Genomic DNA, 15,914 nt, shown 5'->3' with positions numbered 1-15,914 from the left:
CTTGCCCGGCTGCCCGGAGGGCTCGGGTTTCCGGCGCTCGCCGCCGGATCAGTCGCGCGGGCGCATGAGGTCGTACGCCAGTCCGAGCGCCCCGTGCGCCACCAGGAGCGCCCCCGCCGCGATCCAGCCGCCGTTGTGTCGGCGCACGCCCCAGGCGGTGAGCGGCAGGCCCGCCACCACCTGGGCGAGTGCCAGGGCGCGGGCCCTGGGGGTGCTGGCCCAGGGCAGCCAGGGGCCGAGTGACCCCCGCTCCACGACGTCGAGTTCCGCGCGGACCGCGTGGCGCCAACCGGACCATTCGAGGGGCTGCGCGTCGGCCTGGGCGCGGGCCGCCTCGCGGAGGCGGTCTGCGGGTTCGCCCGGGGTGAGCCCGGCGGGGAGGGCGACACCCGCGCGCGTGAGGACGGCGAGCAGGCCGCGCAGGCGGGCCCGGGCGTCGGCATCGGGGTCTGGTTCCGTGAGGTCGTCGAGGGACTGCAGGTCCAGGACCGGGTTGAGGCCGAGGCGCGCGGCGAGAGCGCGCATGGCCTCGGTCTCCCCCACGGGTGTGCCGTTGGCGAGCCACTCGTAGCCGACCGGGCGGCGGAAGCCGGCGGCAAGGATGCAGCCGCCGTGGTCGGCGTCCCACCACAGGGCGAGTACGGGCCAGGGGGCGCCGACGGCCAGGGCGGTGGCCCAGCCGGTCAGGACGCGGCCGACCGGTTCGCCGCCGTGCAGCCAGGGCTTTCCCTCGGGAACCAGCACACTCCACCGCGGGCCTGCCCGGGCGAGCAGCATGCGCTCGCGCAGCAGCCGGGCCACAGGACCGACCGCCTCGGGTTCCGCGCGGCAGAGCAGCAGGGCGCCGGCCGCCCGGTCGGGAGGCGCGGGCGCCTGCGGAGTCTCCGGCTCATGGGGCGACATGCGCCCAGATTATTGGGTTTTGCACGGATTAATACCCCCAGGATCACCAGAACGAGTGCCTTGACTTCGCGGACCCGCGATATATCGTGTCTAGTGAAGACGCGATATGGCGTGTCGCGTCGCATCCCGCCCCGGCCGAGGAGGTCAGCACCATGTCCGAGTGGTCCGTCACAGAGCCCGGCAAGCTCACGTTCGACGAACCGGTGACGGCCCTCCATGTGCGCATCGCCAATGGAACGGTGAACGTCGTGGGGGTCGACGAGGGTTCCACCAGGCTCGAAGTGTCCTCGATAGAGGGACCACCTCTGATGGTGACCCAGGAGAGCGGCACACTCACGGTCGCCTATGAGGACCTGCCCTGGAAGGGCTTCCTCAAATGGCTCGACCGCAAGGGCTGGCGCCGCAGCGCGGTGGTCTCCCTGGCCGTTCCGGCGCGTACGCGCGTCGAGGTCGGCGTGGTCGGCGCCACCGCCGTGATCTCCGGGGTCGACGGGCGCGCGGTGGTGAAGGGCATCTCCGGCGACACGACACTCGTGGGTCTCTCCGGCCCGGTGCGCGCGGACACGGTGTCGGGGAATGTGGAGGCACAGGCCCTCACCGGCGACCTCCGGCTCAACTCCGTCTCGGGCGACCTGACCGTCATCGAGGGCTCCAGCCCCTCCGTGCGGGTCGAGTCGGTCAGCGGTTCCGTGATCGTCGACCTCGACCCGGCGGGGCGGCCCAGCGACATCAGCCTGACCAGCATCTCGGGCGAGATCGCGATCCGCCTGCCGCATCCGGCCGACGCGGAGGTCCAGGTGGACTCGGCGAGCGGCACGGTCTCCAGCGCCTTCGAGGACCTCAGGGTCGGCGGCCAGTGGGGCGCCAAGAAGATCACGGGCCGGCTGGGCGCGGGGAATGGCCGGCTGAAGGCGACCACCGTCTCGGGCTCCATCGCCCTGCTGCGGCGGCCCCCTTCGGAGGACGAACCATGGGACGAGGGAGTGGATTTCAAGAAGGGGACGGACTTCGGGGAGGATGAGCCGGAGGACGCGGTTCCTGTTGGAGCCGGGTCCGAGCACGGCAAGGGGCACAGCGCGGTGCCCGAGGACACGGTGCCCGGCGGTCATGTCGGTGCCGGACCGGGCGCCCCACCGACGGACGGTCCCGCCGAGTCCCCCACACCCGGCGCGGCACCCGACGCAGGCCCTGATTCCGGCCCCGGCTCCGGCCCAACCGAGCATTCCGACGCCGGCGTCACCGACGACCCGACCCACGAGAAGGGGCTCTGACATGGCTCCCGTCTTTGCCCATGGCCGCCTGCGGCTCTACCTGCTGAAGCTCCTGGACGAGGCACCGCGCCACGGTTACGAGGTGATCCGCCTCCTGGAGGAGCGCTTCCAGGGGCTGTACGCGCCGTCGGCGGGCACCGTGTACCCCCGGCTGTCCAAGCTGGAGGCCGAGGGCCTGGTCACCCACACCAGCGAGGGCGGCCGGAAGGTGTACGCGATCACGGACGCGGGCCGGGCCGAGCTGGCCGACCGCAGCGGCGAACTGGCCGATCTGGAGCTGGAGATCCGCGAGTCGGTCGCCGAGCTGGCCGCGGAGATCCGTGCCGATGTGCGCGGCGCGGCGGGTGATCTGCGCCGGGAGATGCGGGCGGCGGCGAGCGAGGCGCGGCGGAGTTCCACGGGTGCGGGCGCCAGGGGCGAGCGCGCCGAACACGAGGGCGCCCACGGGGACTTCACGGACCATGGCGACAAGGAGGCGTGGCGTATCGCGAAGGAGGAGATGCGCCGCGTCAAGCAGGAGTGGAAGGAGCAGGCCCGGCGCGCCAAGGACGAGAGCCGGCGAGCCCGCGAGGACGCCCAGCGGGCACGCCACCAGGCCAAGGAGGCGCAGGAGCGGGCGCGGGCACAGGCCCAGGAGGAGCTCCAGCGCATCGCCAAGCGCGTCCAGGACCAAGTGCAGGACCACTTCACCCGGGGCGACTGGCCGACGGGCGTGCGCGAGGGCATCACCGAACTGGCCAAGGAGTTCGGCGAGTTCGGAAAGGACTTCGGCAAGGAGTTCGGTAAGGACTTCGGCTTCGGCCGACCGGGAACGGGAAAGGGGGCGGGGACGGGAGCAGGCACCGGGGCCGGCGCTGGGGCTGGGGCCGACGCTGGGACAAGGGAGCCCGACTACACGGTCACCCCTGAGGACTTCCCCGCCGATTACGAACCCTCCTGGGCCCACGAGGACTCCACGGGCGACCCCGCCCGCGACCTCGACCGCCTCCTGGACCGCTTCCGCGACGACATCCGCGACGCGGCCCGCGACCACGGGGTGACGGAGGAGCAACTGCGTGACGCCCGACGCCACTTGTCGACGGCGGCGGCGCACATAGGGGCGGCGCTGCGGACGCCCAAGGGCTGAGCGAGCGGAGGCCGGCCGCAGCGGGGGCGCCTATCGACTCCAGGGCGCCCCGGCCCCGGCAGGCTCCGGCGGTGGGCCCACTGCCACGACTACCGGCTCCTACGACGGGCGGGGCCCACCATGGTCGTCCTGCACCGGGCCCGCTATGGCCGGTTCGGCACCGGCCCCAGCATGGTCAGCTCGGCGGCGGCCCCACCGCCGCCGACCCCTACGACGGGCTGGGCCGACCGGGTCGCCCCAGCCCGGGCCACCACGGTCGACCGGGCCTACCCGGGCCAACCGTGGTGGCCCGGCGCTGAACCCATCCGGTGGCGGCCCGCCAGGCCGACAGCGAAGGCCAGCCCTCCCCCTCAGCCCGCCTTCGCCTCTCCCCCGCCGTACAGCACCCGGCGCAGCGACGCGTATGTCACCCCGTGGTCGGCCAGGACCTCCGCGGGGACGCCGGGGCGGGCGGCAAGGGCGAGGAGGAGGTGCTCGTCGCCGATGTACCGGTCCCGCTGGGCGAGAGCCATCCGCAGGGACTCCGTGAGAAGGTCCTTGGCCCCCTGAGCGAAAGGCCGATGCCCACCGACGAATCCGGACCACCAACCCCTGCCCCGCCCGGCACCAGCCCTACCGGACCGTAGTGCGCCCTCGCCGTGGGCTTCTTCGACCCGGGAGACGATCTCCGAGACGTCGATGCCCAGCCCGGAGAGCGCGTCCGTGTCGGCGCGGGAGAGCCCGCCGCGACGCCGTGCCTCGGCCAGCGCCTGCTCGACGGACTCCTTGCGCTCCGCGAGCCCCAGCGACATGAGGGCGAAGGACGCGCGGCTGGCCTCACGGTCGAGCAGCGCCAGCAGTACGTGCTGTTCCTCGACCGTCTCCGCGTGCAGCCGCTCGGCGTGGTCGACCGCGCCGAGCACCACCGCCCGGGCGTCCCTGGTGAACCGTTCGAACATCACTGCCTCCCGTACTTCTTGTGCACGGCCTGCCTGCTGACACCCAGTTCCGCGGCGATCTCCTGCCACGACCAACCCTGATTGCGCGCACTGCGCACCTGAACCGCTTCGAGCTGCTCAAGCAGCCGCCGCAACGCGGAGACGGCCCGCAGCCCGATCCGCGGATCACGGTCGCCCGCGCGCTCGGCGAGATCCGTTGCTTCGGTCATGATGTCAACTTAGATTGACAGACCCTCGAATGTCAACTGAAGTTGACACTCAAGGGTGTGCGAGACCCTGGGCGCGCGAAACCCGCACCCAGGCCCGGAACGGCGTCAGGGGGTGGTCAGAACGACCTTGCCGAAGAGTTCACCGGACTCCATCCGCTCGAAGCCCTCGCGGGCCCGGTCCAGCGGAAGGACCTCATCGATGACGGGACGGACACCGGTGGCGGCGCAGAAGGACAGCAGGTCCTCCAGCTCGTCCTTCGTGCCCATCGTGGAGCCGACGATCTTGAGTTCGAGGAAGAAGATCCGGGTCAGTTCGGCGTGCGAGGGGCGGTCGCCGCTCGTGGCACCCGAGATGACCAGGGTGCCGCCGGGCTTCAGGGACTTGACCGAGTGGGACCAAGTGGCGGCGCCGACCGTCTCGATGACGGCGTCCACGCGCTGCGGCAGCCGCGCGCCGGACTCCACGGCCTCCACCGCGCCCAGTTCGAGGGCCCGCTTGCGCTTGGCCTCGTCTCGGCTGGTCGCGAACACCCGTAGCCCGGCCGCCTTCCCGAGCGCGATCGCGGCGGTGGCGACACCGCCTCCGGCGCCCTGTACGAGAACCGAGTCACCGGGGCGTACACCGGCGTTGGTGAAGAGCATGCGGTACGCCGTCAGCCACGCGGTGGGCAGACAGGCCGCCTCTTCGAAGGAGAGCTCCTTGGGCTTGGGCAGGACGTTCCACGCGGGCACGGAGACCTGCTCGGCGAAGGTGCCCTGGTACCGCTCGGTGAGGATGGAGCGCGGTTCCTTGGGGCCGACGCCGTGTCCCGTCTGCCCGATGACGGAGTGCAGTACGACCTCGTTGCCGTCCTCGTCGACGCCGGCGGCATCGCATCCGAGGATCATCGGCAGCTTGTCCTCGGCGAGCCCCACGCCGCGCAGCGACCAGAGGTCGTGGTGGTTCAGGGAGGCGGCCTTGACGTTCACGGTCGTCCAGCCGTCCCGTGCCGCGGGAGCGGGCCGCTCCCCCAACTCAAGGCCGTTCAAGGGCTGGTCCCGGTCAATACGAGCAGCGTAGGCAGCGAACATGTCCTCGACCCTAGGCTCCACCGGCCTCCCGACGGAACCACGTCCCCCTGTGACGCGTGTCCCGCCGGTTGGGTGGGTTTCGGCCGAATGTGCGGGTGCGGGTTCGGCGGGTGCTGAGCGCGCAGTTCCCCGCGCCCCTGACAGACAGGGCTGCGCCCCGGTCTTTTGCCTTGGGGGCGGTAGCCCCTGCTTTTAAGGGGCGCGGGGAACTGCGCGACCAGCCACGAACAACCCGCACTCACCCACCCGGCCGAACCCTGAAGCAAAAAATCTCCCCGCACAAAAAAATCCGGGCCCCGCCCACCAGGACGGGACCCGAACCTCAAGCAGAACGACAAGCGCCAGACGACAGACGACAGACGACCTGCCTACCGCCGAGCCACACCCTCAGCCCGAGCAGCCGCGGCAACCGCGGCCGTGACCGCGGGAGCGACCCGCTCGTCGAACGGCGACGGAATCACATAGTCCGCGGCAAGATCGTCCCCGACGACGGAAGCCAACGCCTCCGCCGCGGCGATCTTCATCCCCTCGGTGATCCGAGAGGCCCGCACCTGAAGCGCCCCCGCGAAGATCCCGGGGAACGCCAGCACGTTGTTGATCTGGTTCGGGTAGTCCGACCGCCCGGTGGCGACGACCGCCGCGTACTTGTGGGCGACATCGGGATGCACCTCGGGAGTCGGGTTCGCCATGGCGAAGACGAACGCGCCCTCGGCCATGGAGGCCACGGCCGGCTCCGGCACCGTACCGCCGGAAACGCCGATGAAGACGTCGGCCCCGGCGAGCGCGGCTTCCAGCGAGCCGGACAGCCCCGCCTTGTTGGTCATGGCGGCCAGTTCCCGCTTGACCGGCGTCAGGTCGTCCCGGTCCGTCGACACGATGCCCTTGCGGTCGGCGACCGCGACATCCCCGAGCCCCGCCTCAAGCAGGAACTTGGCGATGGCGACCCCGGCCGCACCCGCGCCCGAGATGACGGCCCGCAGTTGCCCGAGGCTCCGCCCGGTCAGCCGCGCGGCGTTCCGCAAGGCCGCCAGCGTGACGACGGCCGTGCCGTGCTGGTCGTCGTGGAAGACGGGAATGTCGAGCCGCTCCTGCAGCTGCCGCTCGATCTCGAAGCACCGGGGCGCCGAGATGTCCTCCAGGTTCACGCCGCCGAAGGACGGTGCGAGCCGCACCACGGTCTCGACGATCTCGTCGACGCCGGTGCAGGCGAGCGCGATCGGCACGGCGTCGACCCCGCCGAACTGCTTGAACAGGATCGCCTTGCCCTCCATCACGGGGAGGGAGGCCTCGGGCCCGATGTCACCGAGCCCGAGCACGGCGGTGCCGTCGGTCACGACGGCGACCACGGACGACTTCCACGTGTAGTCGTGGACGAGTTCCGGCTGCTCCGCGATGGCCGTGCAGACCTTCGCGACGCCGGGCGTGTACGCCAGGGACAGGTCGTCCTTGTCACGGACGGGCACCGTGGCCTGCACGGCCATCTTGCCGCCGCGGTGCAGCGCGAATGCCGGGTCGAAGGAATCGAGGGGCTCCGCCCCGCCTTCCTGATCCGTACTGCTGTCGCTGCGAGGATTGACGATCTCCGCTGCCACTTTGTTTTACCCCTTAAGTCTTAATGGTTGAGGGTCTCCGCTCCGGGTGAGGAGCAGGCGGGCACCGCGTAGGTCCCAGATGACGGTTACGTACGTATACGTACGGGTCATACGCGACGGGCGCGCCGCACACGCGCCCTGAGCCCCGGATGAGGGGTGTAAGGAACCTTCTTACCGGACGGACCGCACCGCAGACGAGTCCATGGCGCGAAGGTCACACGTCGACGGCGGAAGGCCGCATACCGGAGGACCGCGAGCCGGAAACAGACCGAAAGCGGACCGGATACCGGAGAGCGGAGGTCACATAACGGTGACATGACTCATGGTCGAATATGGCGAACGCGCCCATTTCGCGAACCATCCACCAATACGCCCCGAATCGCCATATGTGCGGAGAAGCGGTCGCCCGTTTCGCCCAGTACACCGAAGATCTTCCGGCCGTGACGGGGGGTTTTCCGCACAAGATCCGGCTTCGACGGACCGGCTCGGTCCGGTTCGGGGGTCACCCGTTATCCGATTTTGACATGGCGGGCACCCTGAAGGCGCGAGTCCGAATGGCAAGATGCCGTAATCACACGAGGTCGCGACACCCGAAGGTGTGTGTTCTCGTCGACCCATCGGCTACTGCCGACCCATCGGCAACTCCACCCACCCGCCGGAGGAACCCACCATGACCGCAAGCTCCACCCGTCGTACGACCGCCGCGCAGTCCCGGATAGCCGCGGTCGGTGCGATCGCGGTCGCAGGCGCCCTGCTGCTGACCGGCTGCGGTGACCAGACCAAGGACAAGGACAGCGGCAGCTCGGAGACCGCTGACTCCAGCGCGGCCCCGCTCGCCGACCAGCTGCCCGCGGCCATCCGCGACAAGGGCGTCATCAAGGTCGGCTCGGACATCGCGTACGCACCCGTCGAGTTCAAGGACGACTCCGGCAAGACCGTGGGCATCGACCCCGACCTCGCCGACGCCATGGGCAAGCAGCTCGGCGTGAAGTTCGAGTTCGAGAACGGCACGTTCGACACCCTGCTCACCGGCCTGCGCTCCAAGCGGTACGACATCGCGATGTCGGCGATGACGGACACCAAGGACCGCCAGGAGGGCATCGACGCCGACACCGGCAAGAAGGTCGGCGAGGGCGTCGACTTCCTCGACTACTTCACCGCGGGCGTCTCGATCTACACCAAGCAGGGCGACGACCAGGGCATCAAGACCTGGGACGACCTCTGCGGCAAGAAGATCGTGGTGCAGCGCAACACCGTCTCGAACGACCTGGCCAAGGCCCAGGCCAAGAAGTGCCCGGCCGGCAAGAAGCTCTCCATCGAGGCCTTCGACAACGACCAGCAGGCCCAGACCCGGCTGCGCGCCGGCGGCGCCGACGCCGGTTCCTCGGACTTCCCCGTCGCGGCGTACGCGGCGAAGACCTCCGGTGGCGGCAAGGACTTCGAGGTCGTCGGCGAGCAGGTCGAGGCCGCTCCGTACGGCATCGCGATCGCCAAGTCGAACACCGAGCTGCGGGACGCCCTGAAGGCCGCGCTCGACGCGATCATCAAGAACGGCGAGTACGACAAGATCATCGCGAAGTGGGGCGTCGAGGCCGGCGCCGTCAAGGAAGCCACCCTCAACGGCGGCAAGTGACCGCGTTCCCAGCGGCACTGAAAGGCAACATCCGTGACTGTTGACATCGACAAGTCGGCCGGCCCCGCGGACACTCCCCCGGGCGGACCGGAGGCCATCAAGGCCATTCCGGTCCGTCACTACGGGCGGTACGTCTCGGCCGTCGTCGCGATCGCGATCTTCGTCTCGATCATCTACGCGTTCGCCCAGGGCAAGATCAACTGGGGCGCCGTACCGGACTACTTCTTCGACGACCGGATCCTCAAGGGCGTCGGCCAGACGATGCTCCTCACCGTCCTCTCGATGGTGATCGGCATCGTCGGCGGCATCCTCCTCGCGGTGATGCGCCTGTCGAGGAACCCGGTGACCTCGTCGATCGCGTGGTTCTACATCTGGTTCTTCCGCGGCACCCCGGTCCTGGTGCAGCTCGTCGTCTGGTTCAACCTGGGCCTGGTCTTCGAGTACATCAACCTCGGTCCGATCTACAAGGACTACTGGTCGAGCTTCATGACGCCGCTGCTGACGGCGCTCCTGGGACTCGGTCTGAACGAGGCCGCGTACATGGCGGAGATCTGCCGCGCGGGTCTCCTGTCGGTCGACGAGGGCCAGACCGAGGCCTCGCACGCCCTGGGGATGAGCCACAGCAAGACCCTGCGGCGGATCGTGATCCCGCAGGCGATGCGCGTGATCGTGCCCCCCACGGGCAACGAGGTCATCAACATGCTGAAGACGACCTCGCTGGTGTCGGTGGTCCAGTTCGCCGAACTGTTCCGGTACGCCCAGGACATCGGCCAGTCCTCGGGCGCACCGGTGGAGATGTACTTCCTGGCCGCCGCCTGGTACCTGGTCCTGACCTCGGTGCTCAGCGTCGGGCAGTACTACATCGAGCGGTACTACGCCCGCGGTTCGAGCCGTTCGCTGCCGGCCACACCGTTCCAGAAGATCAAGGCGAACATGCTGTCACTGTCCAACCGCTCGGGGGGAGGGGCCAACGCATGAGCACCGACATGACCAAGAACGCGACCGCGGCGGGCTCCGGTACGCCCATGGTGAAGGCCGAAGGCGTCCACAAGTCGTTCGGCCCGGTCGAGGTCCTCAAGGGCATCGACCTCGAAGTGAAGCCCAGTGAGGTCTTCTGCCTCATCGGCCCCTCCGGCTCCGGTAAGTCGACGTTCCTGCGGTGCATCAACCACCTGGAGAAGGTCAACGCCGGGCGCCTGTACGTGGACGGGGAGCTGGTCGGCTACCGCCAGCGGGGCGACAAGCTGTACGAGCTCAAGGACAGCGAGGTCGCGCTGAAGCGGCGGGACATCGGCATGGTGTTCCAGCGCTTCAACCTGTTCCCGCACATGACGGCGCTGGAGAACGTCATGGAGGCGCCGATCCAGGTCAAGGGCGTCAGCAAGGCAAAGGCGCGGGAGCGCGCGGCGCAGCTCCTGGAGCGGGTCGGTCTCGCCGACAAGGCGGGCAACTACCCCTCGCAGCTCTCCGGTGGCCAGCAGCAGCGGGTCGCCATCGCCCGGGCCCTCGCCATGGACCCGAAGCTGATGCTGTTCGACGAGCCGACCTCGGCCCTCGACCCGGAGCTCGTCGGCGACGTCCTCGACGTGATGCGCGACCTCGCCGAGTCCGGTATGACGATGATCGTCGTCACCCACGAGATGGGCTTCGCCCGGGAGGTCGGCGACTCGCTGGTCTTCATGGACGAGGGCGTGGTCGTCGAGTCCGGCAACCCGCGGGACGTGCTGACGAATCCGCAGCATGAGCGGACGCAGTCGTTCCTGTCGAAGGTGCTTTAGCCTCCGGCGGTTCGGCAGGTGCTCGAAGGGGCGGTACGGATTCTCCGTACCGCCCCTTCGTGTTCGGCCGACGCCGGGAGGTGTCTCGTCTGCGGATCGGCGGGGCTGAGCGCGCAGTTCCCCGCGCCCCTGAAGGGGCGCGCGTCTCAGCCCGGTCCGCGCACTTCAGCCCGCCGACGCTTGAGGACAAGACGGTTCAGGTCGATCTCCCCACCCACCCAGGGTCAACCCACCCACCCCCATCAACCCCCGCCCACCCCCAGCCCGTCCGGCGCTTGAGGACGAGGCCGTTCAGGCCGATAGCGGGGGTCTGGGGGCGGCAGCCCCCAGGGATGGGACGGGTAAGGGCGGCGGGGGCGAGAAAAACCCGCTACTTGAGGGCCAGTACCAGCGCGTCCGACGGGGAGCGCCAGACCTCGCGGGCCTCCGCGAAGCCCTTTTCGCGGAGCACGCGCGCGTGCCACTCCGCGGACGGGGTGTCGCCCTCCGCGTGCTCCCCGTAGATCTCGAAACGGCGGGCCGTGGGCTCGGCGAGGACGGGGTCCTGGGCGGCGAGCTGCCACCACTCGGCCCAGTCGACGACACCGGCGGCCTTGGCCGCGTCCATACGGGCGTGCCGCTGCGCCCGGTCCGCCGCGTTGATCCGCGGAGTCGTCTCGTCGATCATGTGGTCCGCGTTCATGAACACCCCACCATCGCGGACGAGTTCCGCGACCTGACCGTAGAGGACCGCGAGGGGTTCCCTGTGCAGCCAGTGGAGGGCCGTGGCAGTGAGAACGGCGTCGTACGAGTCGTACGGCAGTTTCGCCGGCCAGTCGGGGTCCTTGAGGTCGGCCGTGACGAAGGTGACCCGGTCGTCGCCCCGGAAGGTGCCCTCGGCGATGGCAAGGAGCGCGGGGTCGAGATCGACGCCGGTGCTGACGGCCTGCGGGAACCTTTCGAAGAGGCGGGCCGTGATACTTCCCGTACCGCACGCGAGGTCCAGGACGCGCGGCTCGGGACCCACGAGGGCCTCGACCATGTCGAGCATGACCCGGAAGCGCTCCTCACGGTCCGGCATGTACCACTCCTGCTGCCGGTCCCAGCTCTCCTGCCAGGCCGCCCAGTCGGCTCCGATGTCGGTCGTCATGGATACCCCTCTCCCCTCCAGCATGTAATACCCTGGAAGCGCAATTAGCCATTACCTGTCCGCATCACGACGATAGAGCGCCCTCGTAAGGACTACAAGTGGAACTGGCCTATTACTCGGATTTGGCCGTACGCCTCGTCAACAGCGAGGAACCGGCGCGGGGCAAGGACACGCTCACCTCGGTCGAGGCCGTCCGCGATCTCTTCGGCGGCAACTCGTCGGCGGCCCGCCGCGCCACGGACGCGGACGTGACCCGCTTCCGCGGCGTACGGGCCCGGCTGCGCGCGGTCTTCGAGGCGGCAGACGGCGGCGACGAAACCCTCGCCGTGGACCTGTTGAACTCACTGCTCCTGGAGTTCCCGGTGAGCCCGCAGATCTCCGGCCACGACTTCCGGGACGACGACGGCCGCCCGCTGTGGCACATGCACCTGGCGGACCACCCGTCGAACGCGACCGCGGGGTACGCCGCGACCGCCGCGATGGGCCTGGCCTTCCACCTCACCGAGTACGGCGTGGACCGCCTGGGCCTGTGCGAGGCAGCGCCGTGCCGCAACGCCTACCTCGACACCTCGACGAACCGCTCCCGGCGCTACTGCTCGGACCGCTGCGCGACCCGGGCGAACGTCGCCGCCTACCGGGCCCGCAAACGCCTGGAGGCGGACCGGTCGGAGAGCACCGGCCTCGCGGCCGACAGCAGCCAGCGCGCGACCGCGAACGGCGAGCGCTGATCCTTTTTGAGCGGCCGGTACCGGAACCGCACCTTCCCGAGGACGAGTTCCTCGGGCACGGTCCCGTAGTCGGTACTGTCCCCGCCCGCGTACGTGTTGTCGCCGAGCACCCACCAGCCGCCCTCGCGCCGCTCGGCCGCGCGCTTGACGACCAGCAGGTCCTGCTGGAACGGATGACGCAGTACGACCACGTCACCGGGCCTGACCCGGGCCCCGTACTGCACGACGAGGAAGTCCCCGTGCTGCAGCGTGGGCACCATGGACGGCCCCGTCACCTCGGCCGTACCGAAGGGCAGGGCGGCCCTTCCACGCTCGGTCTCCTGCGACAGCTCCGGCATCACCGGCACCTCCCCGGTCCTATCCTCCACGAGTCCCAGTCTCACCCTGGACTTTTGTCCTAAGCCCATGGGGGCACTCGCGAAAACCCGTCCCTCACGGAGTAATGTCCCACCTGAGAAGACGATCACGAGGAAGGACAGCTCAATGCTCTCCCGCCTGTTTGCCCCCAAGGTCAAGGTCAGCGCACACTGCGACCTGCCCTGCGGTGTGTACGACCCGGCCCAGGCCCGCATCGAGGCGGAGTCGGTGAAGGCCGTGCAGGAAAAGATGGCCGCCAACGACGACCCGCACTTCCAGGCCCGCGCCACCGTCATCAAGGAGCAGCGCGCCGAGCTCGCCAAGCACCACGTCTCGGTGCTCTGGAGCGACTACTTCAAGCCCCCGCACTTCGAGAAGTACCCGGAGCTGCACCAGCTGGTCAACGACGCCCTCAAGGCCCTCTCGGCCGCCAAGGGTTCGACCGACCCGGCCACGGGCCAGAAGGCGCTGGACTACATCGCCCAGATCGACAAGATCTTCTGGGAGACCAAGAAGGCGTGACCCAACGCCTGCCGTTCTCGCGGTGGAGGGGCCCGGCCGATACCTCGGCCGGGCCCCTCCCTCGTTTCCCTGTCGGTGGGCCCCCGGTGCCCGCTGTCGGTGGGCCCGCTGTCGGTGGGCCCGCTGTCGGTGGGCCGTGGCATGCTGAAGGGCATGAATCCGGAAGATCTGGTCCGGCTGCGCAAGGCGCGCGACCGGATGGACCGCGAGTATGCCGAGCCGCTGGACGTGCCCGCGCTCGCGCGTACGGCGCTGATGTCGGCGGGCCACTTCCAGCGCAGCTTCCGGGCGGCCTTCGGCGAGACCCCGTACAGCTATCTCATGACGCGCCGCATCGAGCGCGCGAAGGCGCTGCTGCGGCGCGGGGATCTGACGGTGACGGAGGTCTGCATAGCCGTCGGGTGTACGTCACTGGGGTCGTTCAGCTCCCGTTTCACCGAGCTGGTGGGCGAGTCGCCGAGCGCGTACCGGGCCCGGCCGCACGACGAGGGGGCGGCTATCCCCGCCTGCGTGGCGAAGATGTACACCCGGCCCACGCGCGTACGGGCGTCCGAGCCCCCGTCCTGAGTGGCGGCGACCGGCTTCAGGTCGCCAGGCGGGACGCGCGCGCCCGTAGGTAGCGCTGTTCCGGGCGGCTGAGGGTCTTGGCGGCGGCCGACTCGTACGCGGTGCGGGCGGCCTCGGTGTCGCCGGCCCGTTCCAGGAGGTGGGCGCGGACCGCGTCGAGGCGGTGGCCCGTCGACAGCTCGCCCTCCAGGGAGTCGAGTTCGGTGAGACCGGCCTCGGGGCCGTGGACCATCGCGACGGCCACCGTGCGGTTGAGGCGTTCCATGGGACCGGGGACCATGCCGACGAGGATGTCGTAGAGGCCGAGGATCTCCCGCCAGTCGGTGTCGTCGGGCGAGGCCGCCTCGTCGTGGACGGCGGCGATCGCGGCCCTCAACTGGTAGGGGCCCAGCCGCGGCTGGGCCAGCGCCTGCGTCACGAGAGCCACACCCTCGTCGATCGCGGCCTTGTCCCAGAGCGCGCGGTCCTGCTCGTCGAGCCGCACCAGTTCGCCGTGCGGCCCGGTGCGCGCGGCACGCCGGGCGTCGGTGAGGAGCATGAGCGCCAGCAGGCCCGTCACCTCGCAGTGGCCGGGCAGCAACGCGTGCACCGTACGGGTCAAGCGGATGGCCTCGCCCGCGAGTTCGGCCCGCTGGAGAGCGGCGCCGGACGTGGCCGTGTACCCCTCGTTGAAGATCAGGTACAGGACGTGCAGAACCGCAGGCAGCCGCTCCTCCCAGTTCTCGGGGCGGCCGAAGCTCGTACCCTTCACCTTCTGCTTGGCCCGGCTGATCCGCTGCGCCATGCTCGCCTCGGGCATCAGATGCGCACGGGCGATCTCGGCCGTCGTCAGACCGCCGACCGCCCGCAGCGTGAGCGCGATCCGCGCGGGCCGGGTCAGTTCGGGGTGGCAGCAGAGGAAGAGCAGGGTGAGGGTGTCGTCCTCGGACGGCGCACGGTCGGTGCCGGGCGGCGGCGCCGTGAACGCGTCGCGCGGTGTGAGCGCCGCCGCCCGCTCCTCGCGCAGCCGGCGCGCCTCCTCGCTGCGCAGCACGTCCGTGAGCCGCCGCGAGGCGACCTTGATCAGCCAGCCGCGCGGATTGTCGGGCACCCCGGCCTCCGGCCACTGCCCGGCCGCCGCGAGGAGCGCCTCCTGTACGGCGTCCTCGGCGGCGTCGAAATGCCCGTACCGGCGCACGAGCGCGCCGAGGACCTGCGGCGCGTGGCGGCGCAGCAGGTCCTCGACCTCGGCCGTACGTCCCGAGGGGCGTCTTGGGGGACGGCTCACACGTCCCCGCCGCCGTCGGGGATCGGGCGGATGACGAGCGGGTACTGCTTCGTGCCCTCGGGGACGGGGCATTCGAGGACCCGCGCGGCGATCTCCGTGACCCGCTCCAGGCTGGCGCAGTCCAGGACCCAGTACCCGGCAAGCACCTCCTTGGTCTCGCTGTACGGCCCGTCGGTGATCACGGGCTTCCCGTCCGGGCCCCGCTCGACGAACCGGGCCTTCGCGGGCTCGGACAGACCGTTGGCGTCGACGATCTCCCCGGTCTCGGCGAGATCGTTGTTGATCGCGCCCATGTGCGCGTACATGGTCTGGATGTCCTGCTCGGTCCAGACGGGCGCGTCGCCGGAGCCCTTGCCGCTCTGCGCCTCGTAGTCCGCCTGCGTGCCCTGGATCATCAACAGGTACTTCATGAGTCCGCTCCTTCGGTTCGGGCCACCCGCTCCGGGCGGCTCTCACAGGGGACGTCGGAGCCGGGCCGCGGTTCTCTACAAAGGCGCGGAAAAAACTTTCCCGCGTTCTCTCGCGGGCCGCCGCACTCAGGAATCCCGCTCCACGGACGCCTGGTCCGCAGGCGCCTGCGCTGCAGCCGCCTCGGGCACCTCGGGCTCACTCGCCAGGACGCGCTCCGACTCCGCCTCGGCCTTCTCGGCCTCCCCCTCCTCGTACTCCGCGCACTGGGGGTTCCGGCAGGGGCCCGCGCCCCACAGGGGCACGAAGACCCCGAGGGTCTTGTGCCGACGCACGACCGTGTCCACGGCCTGCTTGCAGACCGGACAGACATACTCATCGCTGGTCATGTCCTCAGGGTATTGCGGGAGGCGGC

18 protein-coding genes are annotated in these 15,914 nt (G+C 70.1%); 8 read left to right on the top strand and 10 right to left on the bottom strand.

What is annotated here, in order from left to right; genetic code table 11:
- Positions 1–48 precede the first annotated feature (48 nt).
- A complete protein-coding gene (locus ACIBEI_RS13700) occupies positions 49–903 on the bottom strand; it encodes a hypothetical protein (protein WP_398888244.1) in 855 nt (284 codons plus the stop codon).
- A gap of 152 nt (positions 904–1,055) precedes the next feature.
- Between ACIBEI_RS13700 and ACIBEI_RS13695 the strand changes: the two genes are divergently transcribed.
- A complete protein-coding gene (locus tag ACIBEI_RS13695; protein ID WP_398888242.1) occupies positions 1,056–2,174 on the top strand; it encodes a hypothetical protein in 1,119 nt (372 codons plus the stop codon).
- A gap of 1 nt (position 2,175) precedes the next feature.
- Positions 2,176–3,300, top strand: a complete 1,125-nt coding sequence (locus tag ACIBEI_RS13690; RefSeq protein WP_398888240.1) for a helix-turn-helix transcriptional regulator — start codon at positions 2,176–2,178, stop codon at positions 3,298–3,300.
- A 350-nt stretch (positions 3,301–3,650) separates the two neighbouring features.
- On the opposite strand, the gene ACIBEI_RS13685 is transcribed toward ACIBEI_RS13690, so the two are convergent.
- The 4 genes from ACIBEI_RS13685 to ACIBEI_RS13670 all read right to left on the bottom strand — a co-directional run bounded on the left by ACIBEI_RS13685 (position 3,651) and on the right by ACIBEI_RS13670 (position 7,110).
- Positions 3,651–4,238 (bottom strand): Clp protease N-terminal domain-containing protein, encoded by a 588-nt coding sequence (locus ACIBEI_RS13685; RefSeq protein ID WP_398888238.1) that lies wholly within the window; start codon positions 4,236–4,238, stop codon positions 3,651–3,653.
- The gene (locus ACIBEI_RS13680; RefSeq protein WP_010984411.1) at positions 4,238–4,447 is read right to left on the bottom strand and encodes a helix-turn-helix domain-containing protein; all 210 of its coding nucleotides are present in this window, start codon (positions 4,445–4,447) and stop codon (positions 4,238–4,240) included. The genes ACIBEI_RS13685 and ACIBEI_RS13680 overlap by 1 nt, the downstream gene beginning before the upstream one ends.
- A 105-nt stretch (positions 4,448–4,552) precedes the next feature.
- Positions 4,553–5,518 (bottom strand): zinc-binding dehydrogenase, encoded by a 966-nt coding sequence (locus ACIBEI_RS13675; RefSeq protein ID WP_398888236.1) that lies wholly within the window; start codon positions 5,516–5,518, stop codon positions 4,553–4,555.
- Between the two features lie 368 nt (positions 5,519–5,886).
- Positions 5,887–7,110, bottom strand: coding sequence for an NADP-dependent malic enzyme (locus ACIBEI_RS13670; protein WP_398888234.1), 1,224 nt, complete (start codon positions 7,108–7,110; stop codon positions 5,887–5,889).
- 670 nt (positions 7,111–7,780) lie between these two features.
- Between ACIBEI_RS13670 and ACIBEI_RS13665 the strand changes: the two genes are divergently transcribed.
- Genes ACIBEI_RS13665 through ACIBEI_RS13655 form a run of 3 tightly spaced genes read left to right on the top strand, consistent with a single transcriptional unit; the run spans position 7,781 to position 10,521 of the window.
- Positions 7,781–8,743 (top strand): ABC transporter substrate-binding protein, encoded by a 963-nt coding sequence (locus ACIBEI_RS13665; protein WP_398888232.1) that lies wholly within the window; start codon positions 7,781–7,783, stop codon positions 8,741–8,743.
- A 33-nt stretch (positions 8,744–8,776) separates the two neighbouring features.
- Positions 8,777–9,721, top strand: a complete 945-nt coding sequence (locus ACIBEI_RS13660; protein WP_398888230.1) for an amino acid ABC transporter permease — start codon at positions 8,777–8,779, stop codon at positions 9,719–9,721.
- A complete protein-coding gene (locus ACIBEI_RS13655; protein ID WP_398888228.1) occupies positions 9,718–10,521 on the top strand; it encodes an amino acid ABC transporter ATP-binding protein in 804 nt (267 codons plus the stop codon). The genes ACIBEI_RS13660 and ACIBEI_RS13655 overlap by 4 nt, the downstream gene beginning before the upstream one ends.
- A gap of 370 nt (positions 10,522–10,891) precedes the next feature.
- Here ACIBEI_RS13655 and ACIBEI_RS13650 read toward each other — a convergent pair whose 3' ends face one another.
- A complete protein-coding gene (locus tag ACIBEI_RS13650; RefSeq protein WP_398888226.1) occupies positions 10,892–11,650 on the bottom strand; it encodes a class I SAM-dependent methyltransferase in 759 nt (252 codons plus the stop codon).
- Positions 11,651–11,748: 98 nt separating this feature from the next.
- On the opposite strand from ACIBEI_RS13650, the gene ACIBEI_RS13645 reads away from it, so the two are divergent.
- Complete coding sequence (locus tag ACIBEI_RS13645) at positions 11,749–12,378, top strand: CGNR zinc finger domain-containing protein (protein WP_398888224.1); 630 nt, start codon at positions 11,749–11,751, stop codon at positions 12,376–12,378.
- Here ACIBEI_RS13645 and sodX read toward each other — a convergent pair.
- On the bottom strand, positions 12,282–12,716 hold the full coding sequence (gene sodX, locus ACIBEI_RS13640; protein WP_398888342.1) for a nickel-type superoxide dismutase maturation protease: 435 nt from the start codon (positions 12,714–12,716) through the stop codon (positions 12,282–12,284). The genes ACIBEI_RS13645 and sodX overlap by 97 nt on opposite strands.
- 145 nt (positions 12,717–12,861) lie before the next feature.
- Between sodX and sodN the strand changes: the two genes are divergently transcribed.
- Both sodN and ACIBEI_RS13630 read left to right on the top strand, forming a co-directional pair.
- Positions 12,862–13,257 carry a superoxide dismutase, Ni gene (gene sodN, locus ACIBEI_RS13635; RefSeq protein WP_007491258.1) on the top strand — a complete coding sequence of 132 codons (396 nt, stop codon included), beginning with the start codon at positions 12,862–12,864 and terminating at the stop codon, positions 13,255–13,257.
- A gap of 153 nt (positions 13,258–13,410) precedes the next feature.
- Positions 13,411–13,824 (top strand): helix-turn-helix transcriptional regulator, encoded by a 414-nt coding sequence (locus ACIBEI_RS13630; protein WP_266755074.1) that lies wholly within the window; start codon positions 13,411–13,413, stop codon positions 13,822–13,824.
- Between the two features lie 16 nt (positions 13,825–13,840).
- Here the strand turns inward: ACIBEI_RS13630 and ACIBEI_RS13625 are convergent, their stop codons facing one another.
- The 3 genes from ACIBEI_RS13625 to ACIBEI_RS13615 form a co-directional block, all read right to left on the bottom strand.
- Positions 13,841–15,091 (bottom strand): RNA polymerase sigma factor, encoded by a 1,251-nt coding sequence (locus tag ACIBEI_RS13625; RefSeq protein ID WP_398888221.1) that lies wholly within the window; start codon positions 15,089–15,091, stop codon positions 13,841–13,843.
- Positions 15,088–15,501 carry a YciI family protein gene (locus ACIBEI_RS13620; RefSeq protein WP_398888219.1) on the bottom strand — a complete coding sequence of 138 codons (414 nt, stop codon included), beginning with the start codon at positions 15,499–15,501 and terminating at the stop codon, positions 15,088–15,090. The genes ACIBEI_RS13625 and ACIBEI_RS13620 overlap by 4 nt, the downstream gene beginning before the upstream one ends.
- A gap of 126 nt (positions 15,502–15,627) precedes the next feature.
- Positions 15,628–15,888 carry a hypothetical protein gene (locus ACIBEI_RS13615; protein WP_398888217.1) on the bottom strand — a complete coding sequence of 87 codons (261 nt, stop codon included), beginning with the start codon at positions 15,886–15,888 and terminating at the stop codon, positions 15,628–15,630.
- Positions 15,889–15,914: the final 26 nt, after the last annotated feature.

Origin of the sequence: Streptomyces sp. NPDC050988 (genome assembly GCF_044456225.1) — a bacterium.
Lineage (GTDB): Bacteria > Actinomycetota > Actinomycetes > Streptomycetales > Streptomycetaceae > Streptomyces.
This window is presented reverse-complemented; position numbering and strand designations above follow the sequence as displayed.

What these genes read in the sequence shown, in the direction of transcription:
- ACIBEI_RS13700 (WP_398888244.1), bottom strand. Translation starts at nt 903, where the DNA reads ATGTCGCCCCATGAGCCGGAGACTCCGCAGGCGCCCGCGCCTCCCGAC.
- ACIBEI_RS13615 (WP_398888217.1), bottom strand. Translation starts at nt 15,888, where the DNA reads ATGACCAGCGATGAGTATGTCTGTCCGGTCTGCAAGCAGGCCGTGGAC.
- sodN (WP_007491258.1), top strand. Translation starts at nt 12,862, where the DNA reads ATGCTCTCCCGCCTGTTTGCCCCCAAGGTCAAGGTCAGCGCACACTGC.
- ACIBEI_RS13620 (WP_398888219.1), bottom strand. Translation starts at nt 15,501, where the DNA reads ATGAAGTACCTGTTGATGATCCAGGGCACGCAGGCGGACTACGAGGCG.
- ACIBEI_RS13685 (WP_398888238.1), bottom strand. Translation starts at nt 4,238, where the DNA reads ATGTTCGAACGGTTCACCAGGGACGCCCGGGCGGTGGTGCTCGGCGCG.
- ACIBEI_RS13655 (WP_398888228.1), top strand. Translation starts at nt 9,718, where the DNA reads ATGAGCACCGACATGACCAAGAACGCGACCGCGGCGGGCTCCGGTACG.
- ACIBEI_RS13630 (WP_266755074.1), top strand. Translation starts at nt 13,411, where the DNA reads ATGAATCCGGAAGATCTGGTCCGGCTGCGCAAGGCGCGCGACCGGATG.
- ACIBEI_RS13675 (WP_398888236.1), bottom strand. Translation starts at nt 5,518, where the DNA reads ATGTTCGCTGCCTACGCTGCTCGTATTGACCGGGACCAGCCCTTGAAC.
- ACIBEI_RS13665 (WP_398888232.1), top strand. Translation starts at nt 7,781, where the DNA reads ATGACCGCAAGCTCCACCCGTCGTACGACCGCCGCGCAGTCCCGGATA.
- ACIBEI_RS13680 (WP_010984411.1), bottom strand. Translation starts at nt 4,447, where the DNA reads ATGACCGAAGCAACGGATCTCGCCGAGCGCGCGGGCGACCGTGATCCG.
- ACIBEI_RS13695 (WP_398888242.1), top strand. Translation starts at nt 1,056, where the DNA reads ATGTCCGAGTGGTCCGTCACAGAGCCCGGCAAGCTCACGTTCGACGAA.
- ACIBEI_RS13650 (WP_398888226.1), bottom strand. Translation starts at nt 11,650, where the DNA reads ATGACGACCGACATCGGAGCCGACTGGGCGGCCTGGCAGGAGAGCTGG.
- sodX (WP_398888342.1), bottom strand. Translation starts at nt 12,716, where the DNA reads ATGCCGGAGCTGTCGCAGGAGACCGAGCGTGGAAGGGCCGCCCTGCCC.
- ACIBEI_RS13690 (WP_398888240.1), top strand. Translation starts at nt 2,176, where the DNA reads ATGGCTCCCGTCTTTGCCCATGGCCGCCTGCGGCTCTACCTGCTGAAG.